General features: G+C 65.9%; 19 protein-coding genes. 8 read left to right on the plus strand and 11 right to left on the minus strand.

Going from position 1 to position 16,719, the window contains the following annotated elements; all coding sequences use genetic code 11:
- Window positions 1-90: 90 nt before the first annotated feature.
- Complete coding sequence (locus ACLJO0_RS41950) at window positions 91-1,317, plus strand: cation:proton antiporter (RefSeq protein WP_410585481.1); 1,227 nt, start codon at window positions 91-93, stop codon at window positions 1,315-1,317.
- Window positions 1,317-1,559 (plus strand): hypothetical protein, encoded by a 243-nt coding sequence (locus ACLJO0_RS41955; protein ID WP_410585482.1) that lies wholly within the window; start codon window positions 1,317-1,319, stop codon window positions 1,557-1,559. The genes ACLJO0_RS41950 and ACLJO0_RS41955 overlap by 1 nt, the downstream gene beginning before the upstream one ends.
- Window positions 1,560-1,567: 8 nt before the next feature.
- On the opposite strand, the gene ACLJO0_RS41960 is transcribed toward ACLJO0_RS41955, so the two are convergent.
- From ACLJO0_RS41960 to ACLJO0_RS41980, 5 genes are read right to left on the minus strand one after another with little or no spacing between them, the layout of a single operon-like run.
- Window positions 1,568-2,425: an SAM-dependent methyltransferase gene (locus tag ACLJO0_RS41960; protein WP_410585483.1), complete on the minus strand. Its 858-nt coding sequence runs from the start codon at window positions 2,423-2,425 to the stop codon at window positions 1,568-1,570.
- 21 nt (window positions 2,426-2,446) lie between these two features.
- A complete protein-coding gene (locus ACLJO0_RS41965; protein WP_410585484.1) occupies window positions 2,447-3,109 on the minus strand; it encodes a potassium channel family protein in 663 nt (220 codons plus the stop codon).
- Complete coding sequence (locus ACLJO0_RS41970) at window positions 3,099-4,463, minus strand: TrkH family potassium uptake protein (RefSeq protein WP_410585485.1); 1,365 nt, start codon at window positions 4,461-4,463, stop codon at window positions 3,099-3,101. The genes ACLJO0_RS41965 and ACLJO0_RS41970 overlap by 11 nt, the downstream gene beginning before the upstream one ends.
- A gap of 34 nt (window positions 4,464-4,497) precedes the next feature.
- The gene (locus ACLJO0_RS41975; protein WP_410585486.1) at window positions 4,498-5,082 is read right to left on the minus strand and encodes an NAD-binding protein; all 585 of its coding nucleotides are present in this window, start codon (window positions 5,080-5,082) and stop codon (window positions 4,498-4,500) included.
- The gene (locus ACLJO0_RS41980) at window positions 5,012-5,521 is read right to left on the minus strand and encodes a potassium channel family protein (protein ID WP_410585487.1); all 510 of its coding nucleotides are present in this window, start codon (window positions 5,519-5,521) and stop codon (window positions 5,012-5,014) included. Before ACLJO0_RS41980 ends, ACLJO0_RS41975 begins: the two co-directional genes overlap by 71 nt.
- A 359-nt stretch (window positions 5,522-5,880) precedes the next feature.
- On the opposite strand from ACLJO0_RS41980, the gene ACLJO0_RS41985 reads away from it, so the two are divergent.
- Entirely contained in the window at window positions 5,881-6,405 is a 525-nt protein-coding gene (locus ACLJO0_RS41985; RefSeq protein WP_410585488.1) for an NAD(P)-binding protein, read from the plus strand.
- A gap of 12 nt (window positions 6,406-6,417) precedes the next feature.
- The gene (locus ACLJO0_RS41990; protein ID WP_410585489.1) at window positions 6,418-8,442 is read left to right on the plus strand and encodes an APC family permease; all 2,025 of its coding nucleotides are present in this window, start codon (window positions 6,418-6,420) and stop codon (window positions 8,440-8,442) included.
- A gap of 100 nt (window positions 8,443-8,542) precedes the next feature.
- Here ACLJO0_RS41990 and ACLJO0_RS41995 read toward each other — a convergent pair whose 3' ends face one another.
- Window positions 8,543-9,754, minus strand: a complete 1,212-nt coding sequence (locus tag ACLJO0_RS41995) for a serine hydrolase domain-containing protein (RefSeq protein WP_410585490.1) — start codon at window positions 9,752-9,754, stop codon at window positions 8,543-8,545.
- A gap of 453 nt (window positions 9,755-10,207) precedes the next feature.
- Here ACLJO0_RS41995 and ACLJO0_RS42000 point away from each other — a divergent pair, with 453 nt between their 5' ends.
- Window positions 10,208-10,405 (plus strand): DUF6653 family protein, encoded by a 198-nt coding sequence (locus ACLJO0_RS42000; protein WP_410585491.1) that lies wholly within the window; start codon window positions 10,208-10,210, stop codon window positions 10,403-10,405.
- A gap of 93 nt (window positions 10,406-10,498) precedes the next feature.
- Here the strand turns inward: ACLJO0_RS42000 and ACLJO0_RS42005 are convergent, their stop codons facing one another.
- Window positions 10,499-10,825: a DUF1048 domain-containing protein gene (locus ACLJO0_RS42005; RefSeq protein ID WP_410585492.1), complete on the minus strand. Its 327-nt coding sequence runs from the start codon at window positions 10,823-10,825 to the stop codon at window positions 10,499-10,501.
- A 1,046-nt stretch (window positions 10,826-11,871) separates the two neighbouring features.
- Between ACLJO0_RS42005 and ACLJO0_RS42010 the strand changes: the two genes are divergently transcribed.
- Complete coding sequence (locus ACLJO0_RS42010) at window positions 11,872-12,738, plus strand: DUF6192 family protein (RefSeq protein ID WP_410585493.1); 867 nt, start codon at window positions 11,872-11,874, stop codon at window positions 12,736-12,738.
- Window positions 12,739-12,740: 2 nt separating this feature from the next.
- A complete protein-coding gene (locus tag ACLJO0_RS42015; protein WP_410585494.1) occupies window positions 12,741-13,151 on the plus strand; it encodes a hypothetical protein in 411 nt (136 codons plus the stop codon).
- 92 nt (window positions 13,152-13,243) lie between these two features.
- Here the strand turns inward: ACLJO0_RS42015 and ACLJO0_RS42020 are convergent, their stop codons facing one another.
- Together ACLJO0_RS42020 and ACLJO0_RS42025 are read right to left on the minus strand one after the other, a co-directional pair.
- Window positions 13,244-13,378 carry a hypothetical protein gene (locus ACLJO0_RS42020; protein WP_410585495.1) on the minus strand — a complete coding sequence of 45 codons (135 nt, stop codon included), beginning with the start codon at window positions 13,376-13,378 and terminating at the stop codon, window positions 13,244-13,246.
- A gap of 378 nt (window positions 13,379-13,756) precedes the next feature.
- Window positions 13,757-14,065 (minus strand): STAS domain-containing protein, encoded by a 309-nt coding sequence (locus tag ACLJO0_RS42025; RefSeq protein ID WP_410585496.1) that lies wholly within the window; start codon window positions 14,063-14,065, stop codon window positions 13,757-13,759.
- Window positions 14,066-14,422: 357 nt separating this feature from the next.
- Here ACLJO0_RS42025 and ACLJO0_RS42030 point away from each other — a divergent pair, with 357 nt between their 5' ends.
- On the plus strand, window positions 14,423-15,622 hold the full coding sequence (locus tag ACLJO0_RS42030) for a PP2C family protein-serine/threonine phosphatase (RefSeq protein WP_410585497.1): 1,200 nt from the start codon (window positions 14,423-14,425) through the stop codon (window positions 15,620-15,622).
- 30 nt (window positions 15,623-15,652) lie between these two features.
- On the opposite strand, the gene ACLJO0_RS42035 is transcribed toward ACLJO0_RS42030, so the two are convergent.
- Together ACLJO0_RS42035 and ACLJO0_RS42040 are read right to left on the minus strand one after the other, a co-directional pair.
- Window positions 15,653-15,940 carry a hypothetical protein gene (locus ACLJO0_RS42035; protein ID WP_410585498.1) on the minus strand — a complete coding sequence of 96 codons (288 nt, stop codon included), beginning with the start codon at window positions 15,938-15,940 and terminating at the stop codon, window positions 15,653-15,655.
- Window positions 15,937-16,377, minus strand: coding sequence for a helix-turn-helix domain-containing protein (locus ACLJO0_RS42040; protein ID WP_410585499.1), 441 nt, complete (start codon window positions 16,375-16,377; stop codon window positions 15,937-15,939). Before ACLJO0_RS42040 ends, ACLJO0_RS42035 begins: the two co-directional genes overlap by 4 nt.
- Between the last annotated feature and the right edge of the window lie 342 nt (window positions 16,378-16,719).

The raw sequence follows: 16,719 nt of genomic DNA on the forward strand, positions 1-16,719 counted from the left end.
GCGTCCGCCGCGCCTATACGGCATCTTTACGCGCGGAGCGCCGGGAAGTCTGGTCGGCATAACCCACCCGACAGGGGTGGGTCATTCGACGTGGACGGGGTTTTGATGGCGCTCGCTTTGGCGTTCGGTCTGGTGCTGTTGATCAGCGTGTCGCTGTCGGGACTCGCGGCACGCACCGTGCTGTCGACCGCGCTGCTGTTCCTGGTGGCGGGAGCACTGATCGGGCAGGGCGGATTCGGCCTCGTCGACATCCCCTCCAACGGCGCCTTCGTGACCGGCCTGGCCGATTTGGCGTTGTTCACCGTCCTGTTCACCGACGGCCAGCGCGCCAGCCTGCCCTCCCTGAAGGAAGGCTGGAGACTCTCCGGCCGCGCGCTGGGTTTGGCGATGCCCTTGACCATGGTGGGCATCGCGGTGCCGACGCACTTCCTCACCGGTCTGGACTGGACGACGTCGTTCCTGATCGGCGCGATCCTGTCGCCGACCGACCCGGTGTTCGCTTCCGCCATCGTCGGCCGCACGGACGTGCCACTGCGGCTGCGCAGGCTGCTCAACGTCGAATCAGGGCTGAACGACGGCCTCGCGCTCCCCTTCGTGCTGATCTTCCTCGCGACCGCCGCGAACCGGGACACCGACTTCGGCGGCATCGCCATCGAACTCGTCGCCGGCCTCGCGCTCGGCGTCGCCATCCCCGCGGCCATCGCGCTCGCCTGGCGATTGAAAGTCCTCACCGCCGAACCACGACTACAGGCATTGGGCCCGTTGGCGGTAGCGGTGATCCTGTACGCGACCTGCCACCTCACCCACGCCAACCCTTACCTCGCCGCGTTCGCGGCCGGCGCGACACTGGCCACAATGGACCGGGTGTCGGCTGAGCACTTCGAGCATTTCGGCGACCTGCTGTCCGAAACGACGAAATTCGCCGCTCTCCTGGTATTCGGCGCGCTCATCACACCGGAACGGCTGTCACACCTCAGCATCGGCGACTGGGCGGTCGCGGTGATCGCGATCGTGCTGGTGCGGCCCGCCGCGATGATGCTCTCCCTGATCCGCACGCCTTTGCCTGCCAGGGAACGGTCGGTCGCGGCCTGGTTCGGGCCCAAGGGCTTCGCATCCGTCGTCTACGGACTTCTTGCGCTACAAGCGGGAATCCCGGCGGGAGAGCATGTCTTCGACCTTGTCGCGATCACCATCGCGCTGTCGATCGTGCTGCACTCCTCCACTGACGTGCCCGTCGCCAAGGCACTGCGCATCGAACCGCCGGACAACCTGCCCACCGGACAACCGGAAAAGCTTCCGCAGAAGGAGAGTTCCTGATGGGAGGCATCACACCCGCCCTGGTGTTCGCGTTACTGTTCATGGTCCTGCTCAGCGTCATCCCCAGGCGCTACTGGTATCTGCAGCTGTCCGCGGTGCTCGGCTGGGTCCTGGTCTGGATCGACAGCGCGTTCACCGGTCACTGGACCGATTCGCTGGGCTTGGCGATCACCGTCTTCAGCCTGCTCTGGCTGGCCTTGATCTGGAAGCGTGCCCGTTCCGGCACCGACCCGGACAGGTGACGGGTTCGTCAGAGTTTTTCGGCGTGAACGGTACGTTCCAGGTCCGAGACCGGTGTGGACCGTCCCGACGGGCGGACATATCGGGCTGTGAGTTCATCGGAGCCCACTTGCTCGAGTTCACGCCAGCCGTACTCGGCGAGAAACCGGTCGACGTCGTCCGGATTCAGCCCGAACCGCCAGATCCGGTCCTTCTCGACGAACTGCCGGTGCAGGGCATCGGCGCCGTACATCGCGGTTCCGTCGAGGAAGTCCCTGCGCACGTAGGTGAACAGCAGCCGACTTCCGGAACCGGCCTTGGCCAGGACATCGAGCGTATTGCGGACACCGGCCTCGGTCAGATACTGGGTCACGCCTTCCCAGACGAACACCGTGACACCGTCCGGCCGATATCCGTGTCCACTGAGGACGGTCTCCAGGTCATCGTTCTCGAAGTCGATCGGGACCAGCGTCACCGCGTCCGGCACCCGGATCCGTTTGCGCTTGTCCTCGATGTTGCCCGGGAGATCCACTTCGAACACCCGGACCCCCGCGGGCACGGCCAGGCGATAGGCACGCGTATCGAGACCGGCGCCCAGCACGACCACGGCATCGACTTCTTCGCGCACGTCCTCGGCGAACATCTCGTCCAGATAGCGCTTGCGGCAGGCGATGCCGCCCCAGATCCCGGGCGCCTTCTTCTCGGACGCCGCGACCAGCAGATCCCGGATCACCCGCCATTTGGCCAACCCGGCCAGAAATCTCACGGCGGCGGGGAGAACCTGGATCGCCATCTCGTCCTGCACCAGGCGCCGCCGCGCGGGATGGTGCTGTTCCACGGCCGCGATCACCATGGGCCCCACGGCGGTCCCGGCCACTGTGCCCGTCATCGTCACTCCCCCATTTCCCGGTCAGGTCAGATCCGCTACTCGTTCGACCTCGGCTGTCCGTCCGGCCACGATCAGCACGTCGCCCCGGTTCACCACGGTGTCCGCGGTGGCGTAGGTGAAGCCCTCACCCGGTCGTTTGACCCCGACCACGGTGACGCCGTACTTCGACCGCAGCCGGCTGTCACCCAGCTGACGCCCGACCGCCTCTTCCGGCGCGCGGGTCTTGACCATCGCGTAATCGTCCTCGAACTCGATGAAGTCCAGCATCCGACCGGTCACCAGATGAGCGACCCGTTCGCCCATCTCGTGCTCGGGCAGCACGACATGGTGCGCGCCGATCCGTTCGAGAATGCGGCCGTGCTGACGGCTGATCGCCTTGGCCCAGATGTTCGGGATGTCGAAGTCGACCAGCAGCGCGGTGGTGAGGATGCTGGCTTCCAGATCGGTGCCGATACCGACGACGGCACGGAAAAACTGGTGCACACCGAGCTGACGCATCACGTCCGGATCGGTGGTGTCGGCGACGACCGCGTGCGTGAGGTCGTCGGCGTGCCGCTGGACGATCTTCGGGTCCGAATCGATCCCGAGCACCTCCGACCCGCGCGCGACGAGTTCCGACGCGAGCGAGCTGCCGAACCGGCCGAGACCGATCACGACGACACGGGAAACCTGCTTATCCGACAATGGGTCGCTCCTCGGGATATTCGTAGCGCCGCGCGCGTTCACGCAGTGCCAGTGCTGACGCCAGCGTGATCGGGCCGAGTCTGCCGAGGAACATCAGCACCATCAGCACGATCTGGCCGGTGACGGGAAGCTGCGCGGTGATACCGGTCGACAGGCCGACCGTGCCGAACGCGGACGTCACCTCGAAGAGAATGTCGTCCAAGGCGAACGAGGTGACCGACAACAGCACCAGAGTGCCCGCCACGACGGCACCCACACCGAGCAGAGCGATGGTCAAGGCCTGGCGCTGTACCTGGTCGGCGAGCCTGCGGCCCATGACATGCACGGTCGGTTCGCCGCGGATCTCCGCGTAGATCACGTATCCGAGCAACGCGAACGTGGTGACCTTGATGCCTCCGGCCGTGCCCGCGCTGCCGCCTCCGATGAACATGAGGATGTCGTTGACGAACAACGTCGACGGCTGGAGCTGGCCGACATCGAGGCTGTTGAACCCGGCGGTGCGCGGCATGACACCGTGGAAGAAGCCGACCAGCAGCTTGTGGTGAAAGTCGAGCTTGCCGAGAGTGTTGCCCCACTCGAACAACAGCGCCGCCACGGTCCCGATCAGCAACAGTCCGAAGTAGACAGGCACGGTGATCTTCGTGTGCAGTGACCAGCGCCGCCGGTGACGTCGCCGGAGCACCTCGAACAGCACCGGAAAGCCGAGCCCGCCGGCGATCACCGCGAGCATGATCGGCACACAGATCCAGGGGTCGGTCGCGAATCCGATCAGGCTGTCGGTGTACAGGGCGAAACCCGCGTTGTTGAACGCCGACACCGCGTGGAAGATCCCCAGATATATCGCGCGCCCGAGCGGTTCGCCGTAGCCGGTGGCGAACCGAATGGTCAGCGCGGTGGCGATGACCACCTCGATACCAAGGCTGACGAGGATCACACCACGGATGACCGTGCGGACGTCACCGAGCCCGAGCGTTTTCGTCTCGGCCTGGGCGGTGAGCTGCATCCGCAGCCCGATCCGCCTCGACACCAGCAGCGTCAGCAGCGAAGCCAGCGTCATGATCCCGAGCCCGCCGACCTGGATGAGGCCCAGCACGACGAGCTCGCCGAACGTCGACCAGTAGGTCGGGGTGTCCACCACGACAAGTCCGGTCACGCAGATCGCCGACACCGCGGTGAACAACGCGCTCACCACACTGGCGGACTCACCGGACTCGGTCGCGACCGGCAGGGTGAGCAGCAGCGTGCCGGCCAGGGTCGCCACCCCGAAGCCGAACACGACCACGCGAGCCGGGTATCGCCAGCTCGGCATCAGCCGCCGCCACCACGGCGAAGCACCGAGGAACGAGTTCACCACGGCCCACCACGAAGCTCGATCGGTTCCAGGATATTCACGAAGCCGCCATCGCAGCAGTGAGCTGGCCAGGCGTGATCGGCCGGTGCCCGACGTAGTAGAGCACGGTCCCGACGGGGAGAGCCGTCTTCCACAGCGGACTGATCAGCAGCTGGTCGGCGGTCCGGACCGCGAGCACGGTCGCACTGTGTCTCCATCCGAACGCTGCCTGGCAATCACCGAAGGTCGAGGGCTCGGTCAGCCGTAGCGTGTAGGTATTGCCACCGCCGTGGGTCATCAGCTCGGCGTAGACCTCGGTGATCCCGGGTGCCTGGATCTCCTCGGTCACCATATGCGGGCTGTGCCATTGGACGCACCGGATTCCGGCGTTCACATAACGGAAATGCGCCTCCTTGCCGAGATCGCGAAGGGCGACCACGATATGCGCGCCCGCCGCGACATGATCGACGGTGACCGCGACGGCCAAGGCCTCGTTGTCGTCCCGCGCGTCGATCAGCACGCTGTTCGCCCGGTGCACACAGGCGCGCCGCAGGACGTCGTCCTCGGCGAGATCACCACGGACGAAGCCGATACCGCGGTCCGCCATCGGGTGCGTGCCGACCTCGTCCCACGCGGCGAGCACGATCGGACGGTCCCCACCCGCGACCAGTTCGTCGACGATGCGCTGGGGTCCTCCCTGGCGAGTACCCCAGCACGACGACGTGGTCTTCGATGTCCAGCGTGACCGCCCCCTGCATCCGGCGCCCTTTCGTCTTCTCGATGATCTCCGCCAGCTGAGCGAACACGGTCGTCAGTGTGACGATCCCGCCCACGATGACATACACACCGATCACGTGCCCCCACGACGACTCCGGATAGAAGTCGCCGTATCCCACCGTCGCGGCGGTGACGACGAACCACCACCAGTAGTTCTCCGGTTCCGTGATCGGGTTGCCCGATGGCTCGGCAAGCAGCATCAGCGGCCAGCTCGTCGCGAAGACGAACACGATCACGACCAGCGGCGGCAACCCGGTCCGCAAGCGTACGAACTTCCGCAGAAGCCGCATGAGAATGATCGGCACACAACTCTCCCACCGGCACGAACCCGCCCCTGACGTGGGCCACCGTAGCTCTTATCCGGACGAGCCGGACATAACAACACGAAACCGATCACCTCGCAGCCACCCGCAGAATCCGTCGGCACCGGCAAGTCTTCCCGAGCAATTTTTGCGATATTTTGACGACCACCGCGCGCTCGACCTGGGGCTATCAAAACCGCGTCAGGAACAGTTGGCGCATGCGGACAATTCAGGCGTGTCTCACTAGGGTCCTCGCGGAGGTCCTGAATGCACGGTCAGACACTGGTGGTCGGGTTCGGTGTCACCGGCTCCAGCGCCGCCCGCCATTGCTCGCCTGTGGCGCTGATGCCGCTGACCTCGTCGTGCTCGATGCCGACGCGGACGCGGTCCGGTCGGCCACCGAACTGGGCGCCCGCGCGTTGCGCGGCGACGGGACCGATCGCTTCGCGCTCGCGCGGGCGACCTCCGCGGAGGTCGATCGGATCGTCATCGCCTTGGTGCCGGATCAAACCGCGGTGATGTCGACGATGCTGGCACGCGAGCTGTGCCCGTCCGCGATGATCGTGACCGCTGTGCGAGAAGACGCTCACGTGCCCACGGCCCGCCGCGTCGGCGCCGACCACGCGGTGGTCACCGCCGAGGCCGCCGGCGGCGCCTTGGCCGGAGCCTTGCTCGAGCGCCGCCGTCCGTCGCGCACACCGTGGGCGATCGCTCAACGACCGGCCCTGGCATCCGACGTGGGACGAGAACTGCGGAACAGCGACCCGATCGCGGTCGGCCTGATCCGCGACGGCCGACGTCATTGGGGCGCACACGCAGCCGGACTACGTGTCGCGCCCGGGGATCAGATCGTGCTCCTCCGGACACACACCCTCACAGAAAGCTAGGCCGCGCCGTCCATGCCCAAAATCGCCGCCATCACCAAGCGCCTCCTCGTCGGCAGGCCATTCCGTAGCGATCGCCTCTCCCACACGCTGCTGCCCAAGCGGATCGCGTTGCCGGTGTTCGCCTCCGACCCGATGTCGAGCGTGGCTTACGCGCCCGAAGAGATCCTGCTGGTGCTCTCGGTCGCGGGGGCGTCGGCGTTCGTGTTCAGCCCCTGGATCGCTCTTCTGGTCGCCGTAGTGATGATCTCGGTCGTCGCCTCCTACCGGCAGAACGTGCGCGTCTACACCTCCGGCGGCGGCGACTACGAAGTCGCCACGGTCAACCACGGCCCCCGATCGGGTCTCGTGGTCGGCAGCGCCCTGCTCGTGGACTACGTGCTGACCGTGGCGGTGTCGATCGCCTCCGCCGCGGCCAACATCGGCTCGGCCGTGCCCTTCGTCGGGGAACACAAGGTCGAGTTCGCCATCGGCGCGATCCTGGTCCTGACGGCCATGAACCTGCGCGGTGTCCGGGAATCGGGCACCGCGTTCGCCATCCCCACCTACGCCTTCGTGTTCGGCGTCCTCGCCATGATCGTCTGGGCGCTGGTGCGGGTTTTCCTGGTGGGCGACGAGATCCGGGCGGAGAGCGCGGACTTCACGCTGGTCGAAGAAGGCGGGCATCTCGCCGGTCTCGGCTTCGCGTTCCTGATCCTGCGCGCGTTCTCCTCCGGGAGCGCGGCCTTGACCGGGGTCGAAGCGATCAGCAACGGCGTCCCCGCCTTCCGCAAACCCAAGGGCCGCAACGCCGCGACCACACTGCTGATGATGGGCGTGCTCGCGATCACGATGTTCCTCGGCCTGATCATGCTCGCCCGGCTCACCGGCGCCCAGGTCGCCGAAGACCCCGCACACCAGCTGATCGGCGCCCCGGAGGGTTACGAGCAGAAGACCCTGATCGCCCAGCTCGGCAACGCGGTGTTCGCCGGATTCCCGCCGGCGAGCTGGTACGTCATCTTCTTCACCGGCCTGATCCTGGTGCTGGCGGCCAACACCGCCTTCAACGGTTTCCCGGTGCTCGGCTCAATCCTCGCACAGGACCGCTACCTTCCCCGCCAGCTCTACACCCGCGGCGACCGGCTGGTGTTCTCCAACGGCATCGTCTTCCTCGCCGCGGCCGCCATCCTGCTCGTCATCGCCTTCGACGCCGAGGTCACCCGGCTCATCCAGCTCTACATCGTCGGCGTGTTCATGTCGTTCGTGATCAGCCAGAGCGGCATGATCCGGCACTGGAACCGGCTGCTGCGCACCGAAACCGACCCGGCCACCCGCCGCCGGATGCGCCGCTCCCAGGCGATCAACGCCTTCGGCTTCGCCATGACCGCGCTCGTTCTGGTGGTCATCCTCGTCACCAAGTTCACCCAGGGCGCGTGGATCTCACTGGCCGCCATGGCCGCCATCTACCTGCTGATGACCGCGATCCGCCGCCACTACCAGCGCGTCGGCGACGAACTCCACGACAGCGACGAGGACGAGCCGATCGTCCTGCCCTCACGCAACCACGCGATCGTCCTAGTCTCGAAACTGCACCGGCCCACCAGGCGCGCTCTGGCCTACGCCAAAGCAGTACGGCCCGACGTACTCGAGGCGATCACCGTCAACGTCGACAACCAGGAAACCCGGGAACTCCTCGACCGATGGGCCAAGCAGCCCTTCTCCATTCCGCTCAAGGTCATCGAATCTCCGTACCGGGAAATCACCAAACCGATCCTCGACTACGTCAAACGCATACGCACCAACAATCCCCGTGACGTGGTCACCGTGTTCATCCCCGAATACGTCGTCGGGCACTGGTGGGAAAACCTGCTGCACAACCAGAGCGCACTACGTCTCAAAGGACGCCTCCTGTTCCAACCCGGCGTCATGGTCACCAGCGTGCCCTGGCAACTCCACTCCTCCACCAAGGTCCGGCACCGGTCCGAACTCGCCCCCGGCTCGATCCGCCGCGGCCTGAACACCAAGGACGACAGCAGCAGCCGCGAAAATCGCAAGCTGTAGGGACGAGCACGATCCTCGAGCCGTTTGTGAGGAAGCCCTTAGGTCATCCCGAACTGTCGAGCGCAGGCGTGCGGGGCTATGGCCTGGCCCCGCACGCGTTCTACTTGCCGCAGAACACCACCTTGAGGAGCTTCTTCAGCTCGGCCGGAAACACCTTCGCCTGGTCGATCGCGGCGTCGCCCATAGTGATCGAGGCGGTCATGGTCTTGCTGCCGTCGGGCGTGCTGTACATGAGCGCCCCGTAGCCGTTGTTGCTGCCGTTGTGGTTAAGGACGGTGACGGCGCAGCCCAGCCCCGCGTCCTGCACGTACTGCCCAAGGCCATAACGGCCGTAGAGACCCTCGCTGTCGGGACGCGTCTTACGCATCTCGACCACCAACGGGGCAGGGAGGAGCTTTCCGCCTTGCAGCGCGGAGAAGAACCTGTGGAGATCCTGCGTGGTCGAGATCATGTCGCCCGCGCTGGAGATCCACGACGGGTTCTGGCGGGTGACGTCGATCGTCTTCCACTGCTTGGCCTTGTCTTCGTAGCGGTAGTAGGCGTGGGCGTGCGGACTGGGCATCCCGGGCCAGGCGCCCGGCGACAAGGTTCCCCGCAGCTTGAGCGGTCGCAGGATCCGCCGCTCCAGCTCGTCGGCGAAGGGATGACCCGTGACCTTTTCGACCAGCAGCCTGGCCAGCACATAGTTGGTGTTGGAGTAGCTCCAGCTCGTCCCCGGCGTGAAGTGCGGCGGCTTGGACAACGCGAACCGGACCAGCTCCTCCGGCTGGCAGGTGTGAAAGCGCTTCTCGACCCATTCCTCGCCCTGCCAAGGAATTCCCGGCACGTAGACGCCGTCGTAGATACCCCCGCTCACGAAGTCGAACAGCCCGGTGGTGTGCTGCAACAACCTCCGCACCGTGATCTCCGGATCCAGGGCGAACTTGGGCAGGTACTCGGCCGCCGGGCTGTCCAGCCCGATATGGCCCGCGGCCACCAGTTGCAGCACCAGGGTCGCGGTGAAGGACTTCGTGGTACTGCCGATTCGGAAGTGGCCGTCAGTGGGCGGTTTAGCGGCCTGGCCCAGCTTGCGCGCCCCGGCACTGCCGGACCACTCACCCCGCTCGTCGTGTACGCGCATCTGCATCCCGGCGTAACCGGCATCGACGAACTCTTGGATGGCCTCCCGCAGCTCCGGACGACCCTGGCCAGCGGCGGCCGTCACCCCGGTCGCGGCGGCTCCGGTCAGCAACGTGACCGCCAGTGCCGTGACCCCGATTCGCCGTACGGCCCGAGACCTCCGGACCTCGTTGTGCGTGATTCCCCTGGTCATTCCTTGAACTCCCCGGTCGAGGCCGCCAAGCATGGCCTTCTCATGAAACGTAATTCGCAGCTCCGAGCCGCGATGACCGAACTGATCACGAAGTGTCCAGCTGGCTGACGCGGGTCTCCGGCCCGTCGTGAGAGCGCAGCCAGGGGCAGGCGTCACTGCATGACTTCCCTTTCGCGCGCCAGCCGGACGTGGGCCACGACGGCGATCCCGGGGCCGGTGTCCGTGCCGCCGCGATGGTGACAGATGCCCTTTTTGGTGAGTTCCCGGAAGGAGATGGGATTACCAGCGCGCTGGCGTTGAGTTCGATCCCGCCGATGCTGCTCACCGTCTGGTGCCGGACCTGGATCGACTGGTGGCCGTCGTGCACATCGCGGCCGTCGTCGCATGACTGTTCCTCGCCCTCCGCTTCCCCCGGTCGAGCCGCGCAACTGGGGTCCGGGCAGGGGATCTACGGTGAACACGTCCGGATACACGACAAAATCACTGGTCCCACCAGACCACCGCGCGGTGCTGCGTATCCTCGTCGCACTCGGTCTCGCGGGTTTCGCACTCATCATCTGGGGACTGCTCGCGCCCGTCTTCTGGCCGACACTCTTCGGCACGACCGCGGTCGTCGTGGCCCACCCGTGGCGTACCGACCGGTTCGGCTGACTCTGGGAACGAGCCGAGCAACAGCCGGGAGCCCGAGGCAGCCGAGTCGCCGTGTGCGGTAAGGACGGTTAGACCCGTCCTTACCGCCTTCACTTACTTCCCCGCCGTGCCGGGTTGGCCGCTGATGGACTCTTGATAGATATCGGCGTAGGTGGGCGAGTCCTTAATCAGATCGTCACAGAAGGCGGCGACGTCGTCGCCGATGAGTTCCAGTACTCCCTTGCCGGACGCGGCACCCTCCTCGAAGAAGTCCATGATCCCGGAGAGCAGGGGCCCGTCGGCCAGGTCGACCGGTCCCACCTTGAAAAGGTACTTCTGCATCTCCTGGTAGACGATCCGATAGTCCGGCGGGAGCGCCTTGACCCGTGCCACGTGCGCGCGCCACTGCTTCTTGCCCTCGATGATGTCCTGGATGCCCATGTCAGCCTCCCAGCTGCTTCAGTTTCCTGGCGACGTTCCTGCTCGCGCCAGCGGTCGCGATAGCCACGGCCACGTTCTCCCCCGGCCAGCGCCGCGCAGAAGCCCTCGATGTCATCGCCCAGCACGTCGTGCACACTTTGCCCATCCGCGGCCGTTTCCTCGACAGCTCAGGCCCGCCGGTTGACTTGACCAGCCGACGGGGCCGGAATTCTTCTTCCTCAGTGAGGGCATCGGCCGCGCAGCCGTGATCAGCCGACGTGGATTCCCGGCCGTTGGGCCGGGCCACGCTCCCTGGTGCGGATGATTTCGCGGACCACCAGGGCGGTGTCGCCGCGACTGAGGATCATTTACCGGAATAAGTGCCCGAACGGGTTGCCCCCGCTCCGAACCCAGTCGAGACAGCTGTCGATCACCACGACGTCCGCACGTGGCGACATCGTCGATAAAGGACGACGAAGGACGGATTCTGACCTAAAATCACCTCATGCTGGCAGCGCGCAAGTGCGCGGCGTGCGGCGGAACGCTCTCGCCGAACGCTCGGTCTGACGCGCAGTATTGCTCGAACAGCTGCAGAGCGCGACATTGGCGTTGGGTTCGCCGGGCCCGGAACCGCATCGCTATCCTACGAGCGCACGACGCTAGCAGCATCTGCCCGGTATGCGGCGATCGTTTACCGGGCACACGGCGCCGGTCCGATGCGGTCTATTGTTCCGCTTCGTGTCGCACGAGAGCGTGGCGAATCAGGCTAGGCGTTCGCCGTAACCGTCAACCGTGACAACTATGACAAACGCCTAATCCAGGTAGACCCCCACTCCGAAATCCTCCTTGCCTTCTCGGGTCACACGGAGCACGATGAGACTTCTCCTCGTCGCCGCAACGGCGCCGAGACGCAAAGACGGTGATCACATTGAGAGCACTGGCAACAGCAGGTAAACGATTCACCAATTGCCTGCCTGCACGCCCGGACAAAATCCCTCATTCAGGATTGAGTCTCATCTTCCGGCAAATAAACTATTCTCTCCTCATGCCACATTAAGGACCAGCTGATGGCCATCAAGGTCGGCAATGTCACTCAAAGGCGCTATGAAAAGCTCGTGGAGAAAGCTGTAAAGACAGTTCAGGCCCTAACGGACTGCCAATTCGACCTCGGTTACATCGCGGTAGAGATCGAACCGATCCAGCCAGTCGGCGGGACACACGGCGCCGAGGTCTACGACACGCTCAGCAAGTTCGCGGACGAGATCGGTGTCGAGTTCACCACCCTCCTCACCTATCGGGAGGTTGCGTCACGCTGGCCGAAGTCCAAACGATCCAAGAAGGCGTCGTTCACGGTGCACAAACACCTCGCTCATCTGGAGAATCGCTTCGAGCTGATTCACCAGCCGCCACCACCCGAACTCGGCGGCGGCGACCGCTGGACTTGCGATGTCGCGGCACGAGCCGCAGGCCAGACGCCGCGGAACCCACAGACCAGCCAGGAACGCGTCCATCGGATCCACGACCTGGCCAGGGACGATATCGTTGCCGCCGAGGTCGCGACCGACCTATTGCGGCGCCCGGAGGTCGCACACCGCGTGATGGGCGATCACACAGCTCGCCATATGGTGAACAGCGTTCAAGCCGAGCGTGGCCGCCAAACACAAAATGTGGCTCGAGAGCGAACCCCCGCGATTCGTCGAGTCGAGCACCGCATGGAGGTCGTCAATCTCCTCGGCGCTTGCGCCGCCTTCGTCTCCGCCGTCAACCGTGTGGTCCCCACCCTGCACGGCGAACACCTCACAACCAACGAGCGGGAAGCGGTGTTCGACAATCTGGAACGGGTCCGCGCCGCCGCGGACTGGTCACAGACCGTCGTCGAAACGGGCGACACCAGCATGGATGAGCAGCTTGAGCAACTGTTGCGCGGGGACTGATCATGGCCGCGCCGATACCACGGCATGTCAGCGGAGAACTCGTCCGGGTTGCCCTACTGCAGGCCAGGCCAGGCGCGCTCACCACCGCGCAACTGGTCGAGGTAACCGACCTGACACCCAGCCAGGTAGCGAACGGCATCCGCTGGATCCGGGAGACCGCCGCAGCCGCCAACCTCACCCCGTTGATTTGGACCGCACGCGCCGGATACGAGTTCTCGGACAACCCCATCGACTGGATGAACTACGAGATCAGCGTCTTCCGACGAGTACTGACCGTGCTCCTTCGCCTGTTACAGGGAACTCTCGATCCGCACCAGGCAAAGACACCCCGCGACCGATACGCCAAGATGGCCATCAGCCACGTCAATACCATGATCGAGTCCTTGGAATACATGACTCAGCAACAGCACTGATCCACGCACCGACGAGGCCAGGCCTTCGGAGTGGACACATGTGAACACGTATCACGGCCGGAGAGCGACAAGCGCAGCCTCTGGGACTCCAGTCACCACACGCTCGCATGCGTGACCATAGTGCCGAGCGCGGCCAGCGCGTCGCTGGCCGCACGGATCTCGAAGCCCCATTCCTCGGCTGTCCAGTCGGCGTCCGGCCGCAGATCCGCTGGTTCGCAGACTGTCACAACTTGTCGTTTCCACGTCCGACCTACCCACGGCAGCGATCCGGGTCGTCGTCGCAGGCCAGCTCGGCGGTGCGCCGTGGCCGCCTATCTGTCGGGTAGCTCGTGGCCGGTGTGCCGGAGACAGCCGATCACCAATGGCCAACACCCGGCCCCTTCGCCATACCGGGCCGCTGCCAGACGCCGGGCGTCCAAGCCGGTGTTTCGTTTAGAGCGATGGCTCTTACGGCAGGTAATAAATGACCCTCTGTTAGGCCCCCTTAGTCGGTTGGCCTGCGCCCCACTCGCGCCGACGGTCGAATCACAGCAGGGCGTTGAGGATACAAACTTTGGGGGTAGATCGAGGAGTTTCGTGCCTCGGCCCTGCCGAAGGGTGGCCGCTCAGGCGTCGGCGAGCGGAATGTGGGTGTCCAGCCCCGACAAGGTGAGTTTGCGCCGCACGCTCAGCGACGGGATCACACGCAGGTCTCGCCTTATCTCGGCGCAGTGCCGGGCGAGTGTGACCAACTCCGCCGCGCCTTCGAGACTGAGAAAGGTCACCTCGGTCAGATCGACCACCATCGTCGAGGTCAGCGCGCTCGCGGCCAGGGCGAACGCGTGGTCGATCCTGTCCACGAAGCCAGGCGCGACCTCGTCGCTCACCTGGAAGGTGACCGTACCCGCGACAACGTGTGCGACTACGCCAGCCACCGATCCGGTTACCTCGAGCAAACCGGGCGCGTCGTCAGGCCCGGCCCCGTCGGCGCATGTACCCATGGCTGTTCCATTCTCTCTGCGACCCGTCCATGGAACTCCGCGCTCGGGATCTGCGAGACGATCACGAACGCGACGCTGCGATATCGGACAGCGTAGCCGCGGCGACCCGGAGCAGCCGAGCTTAAGACCCCGTGGATCGTGGTGGACGCGTTCGTGATCCTCGGCGGGAACGATCCGGGAACGGCGTCGATCAGGCGGTCCGCGGATCACCGGTGGCGTTGTTCGCGGCGGACGATGCGAGTGATGTGGTTGAGTGGCCCCAACTGCTCGGAGGTTGCCGTGGACGGTGGCGTGTTGAGACCGGGTGATGTGCTTGCGGCGGCCGAGAGCGCACCACCGGTGGAGTCGGTCGAGGTCGTCGCACGCGACCTGGCGAAGCGGTTCGATGCCTTCGACGTGTCGTTCCTGCTGGTCGACCTCGCCGATGAACGACTGGTGCGGCTGACCTCCACCGCGCAGAGCCTCGGCGAGAGCGGGGCGGAGATCGTCGGTCTACGGGACAGCGCCTACGAAGAGGTGCTGCGCACCCAGCAGCCGTGGCAGGAGCAGGACGGCGAGGGGGTGCGAGTAGTGCTGCCGGTGACCAACCGCGGCGACTGCGTCGGCGTCCTCGAGGTGACCGTGCCCACCCTGGACGAAGAGGTACTGGCACAGCTGGGTGAAGCCGCGCACGCACTGGCCTACGTCATCCTCACCGACCGCCGCTTCACCGACCTCTACCACTCCGGCCGGCGCACCACCACGATAAGCCTGGCCGCGGAGATCCAACACCAACTGCTGCCCACGGCGTCCTGCTGCGAAGCAGCCCAGTTCACCGTTGCCGGCGCCCTGGTGCCCGCCGACGACATCGGCGGCGACACCTACGACTACACCCTGGACCACGACACCCTGCACCTGTCGATCACCGACGCCGTCGGCCACGACGTGGCCTCGGCGTTGACCGCGACCCTGCTGGTCAGCGCGCTGCGCAGGGCCCGCCGGGCCCGCCACGACCTGGCCGAGCAAGCGCGGCAGGCCAACCACGCCCTGCTGGACCACGGCCAGGGAACGCTGGCGACCGGGCTACTGCTGCGCGTGGACCTGCGCGCCGGGACGGTCGAGCTGGTCAACGCCGGTCACCCCGCACCGCTACTGCTGCGCGACGGTGTGGTGAAGCCGATCAAACTGGAGATCGACCTACTCTTCGGCGTCAAGCCGTACCCGTACCGGGTGCAACGGCAGGACCTGCGCCCCCGCGACCGGCTGTTGCTTCTCACCGACGGCATGCTCGAACGCGACGCCGCGAACGTCGACCTACCCGCGATACTCCGGGACACCGACGGGCTACACCCCAGGGAAGTGGTGCGTGCCGCGACAAGAGCCGTGCGGCTCGCCTGCCGCGATCAACTCCGGGACGACGCCACCGTGCTCTGCCTGGACTGGCACGGAACCGGACGAACCGAACGCCATGCCGACACCGGCGCCGACACAGACACCGCCTCGCCCGCCTAGCGCCGGACCCGTGTGAGCCGCACTCGACAATCACACGAGAGTGGACGACGCCTTTGAGGGTGGCGGATCGGCGAGTGCGTGTCGCCAGTGGCGGGTTCGCTCGATGATGTCGTTGGTGAGCTGTTGGTGGAATCGGCTCAGGGCGTGGAGACGGGCGCCGGCCGGTGTGGTGCGGCCGAGGAGATCGGATCCCCGGCGGGCGGTGTCGGCGAGTTGGTGGTTTCGCTGGGCGCTGGCGAGGACTGCTTGGAACCATGCGTCGGGATCGACGACGTACCGTTCGCCTCTCCGCTGGGCGATCCGCTCGCGGCGGATCATTCCTTGCCCTTCGAGGTATCCGACGGATTTGGAGACCGACGACGAGCTACCCGCAGGTGCTGCCCCAGCACTGCGGCGCTCATACCGGCGTCGTCGGTGGTGAGCAGGGCGGCGAGCACTCTCGACGACATCCTGGGGAGTCCGGTACCGATCAGGGTCGCGGCCAGCTGCCGTTCGACACCATGGACTGTTTCCGGGCGGCGAGGTCGGCTAGTCGCGTCTGCCGCACCGGGTTTGCGCTGGCGCACACGCCGTTTCGTGGCTCGGTGGGCGGTGTCGGGGTCGTAGCCGACGCGGCCCCCGTTGCGGGTGACCTCGCGGCTGATTGTGGAGGTCGGCCGCGCTAGCCTGCGCGCGATCTCGGCGTAACCGAGTCCGTCCGCCAGGCCAGTGGCGATGACTCGACGGTCGCGGCGAGTGAGTCGGGAACCGGGCATCGGGGAGACCTCCTCGTTGTGCCCTGCATGCTCCATTCTCGGCATGTGCGTGCGTTCACGGGAACGACCGCTCGGCGGCATGAGAGACGTTCGGTGGCACTTGGTCGGCGGGACACCGGCCTTGCCGGGATCGGCCGGCTGTCCGATCCCAGCAAGCCGTCGGTAACGCATCCAGCGTGTCTGCACCGAGGTCGCGGCACCTGCGCGAAGGGTCCCCGGCTAGAGGTCGACGATGAGCTTCAGGACGAGCTCTGAAGCGTTGTGCATGAAGTTGTGTCCGGTATCCCAGGTATGCACAGTGAACTGTTCGTCGGCGCGTGCTTTCGCCGTCATCGCCGCGAG

It is taken from the genome of Amycolatopsis sp. lyj-108, assembly GCF_046549005.1.
In the GTDB taxonomy this organism is placed as follows: domain Bacteria; phylum Actinomycetota; class Actinomycetes; order Mycobacteriales; family Pseudonocardiaceae; genus Amycolatopsis.

What these genes read in the sequence shown, in the direction of transcription:
- ACLJO0_RS41955 (WP_410585482.1), top strand. Translation starts at nt 1,317, where the DNA reads ATGGGAGGCATCACACCCGCCCTGGTGTTCGCGTTACTGTTCATGGTC.
- ACLJO0_RS41960 (WP_410585483.1), bottom strand. Translation starts at nt 2,425, where the DNA reads ATGACGGGCACAGTGGCCGGGACCGCCGTGGGGCCCATGGTGATCGCG.
- ACLJO0_RS41990 (WP_410585489.1), top strand. Translation starts at nt 6,418, where the DNA reads ATGCCCAAAATCGCCGCCATCACCAAGCGCCTCCTCGTCGGCAGGCCA.
- ACLJO0_RS41995 (WP_410585490.1), bottom strand. Translation starts at nt 9,754, where the DNA reads ATGACCAGGGGAATCACGCACAACGAGGTCCGGAGGTCTCGGGCCGTA.
- ACLJO0_RS42005 (WP_410585492.1), bottom strand. Translation starts at nt 10,825, where the DNA reads ATGGGCATCCAGGACATCATCGAGGGCAAGAAGCAGTGGCGCGCGCAC.
- ACLJO0_RS42010 (WP_410585493.1), top strand. Translation starts at nt 11,872, where the DNA reads ATGGCCATCAAGGTCGGCAATGTCACTCAAAGGCGCTATGAAAAGCTC.
- ACLJO0_RS42015 (WP_410585494.1), top strand. Translation starts at nt 12,741, where the DNA reads ATGGCCGCGCCGATACCACGGCATGTCAGCGGAGAACTCGTCCGGGTT.
- ACLJO0_RS42035 (WP_410585498.1), bottom strand. Translation starts at nt 15,940, where the DNA reads ATGATCCGCCGCGAGCGGATCGCCCAGCGGAGAGGCGAACGGTACGTC.
- ACLJO0_RS42040 (WP_410585499.1), bottom strand. Translation starts at nt 16,377, where the DNA reads ATGCCCGGTTCCCGACTCACTCGCCGCGACCGTCGAGTCATCGCCACT.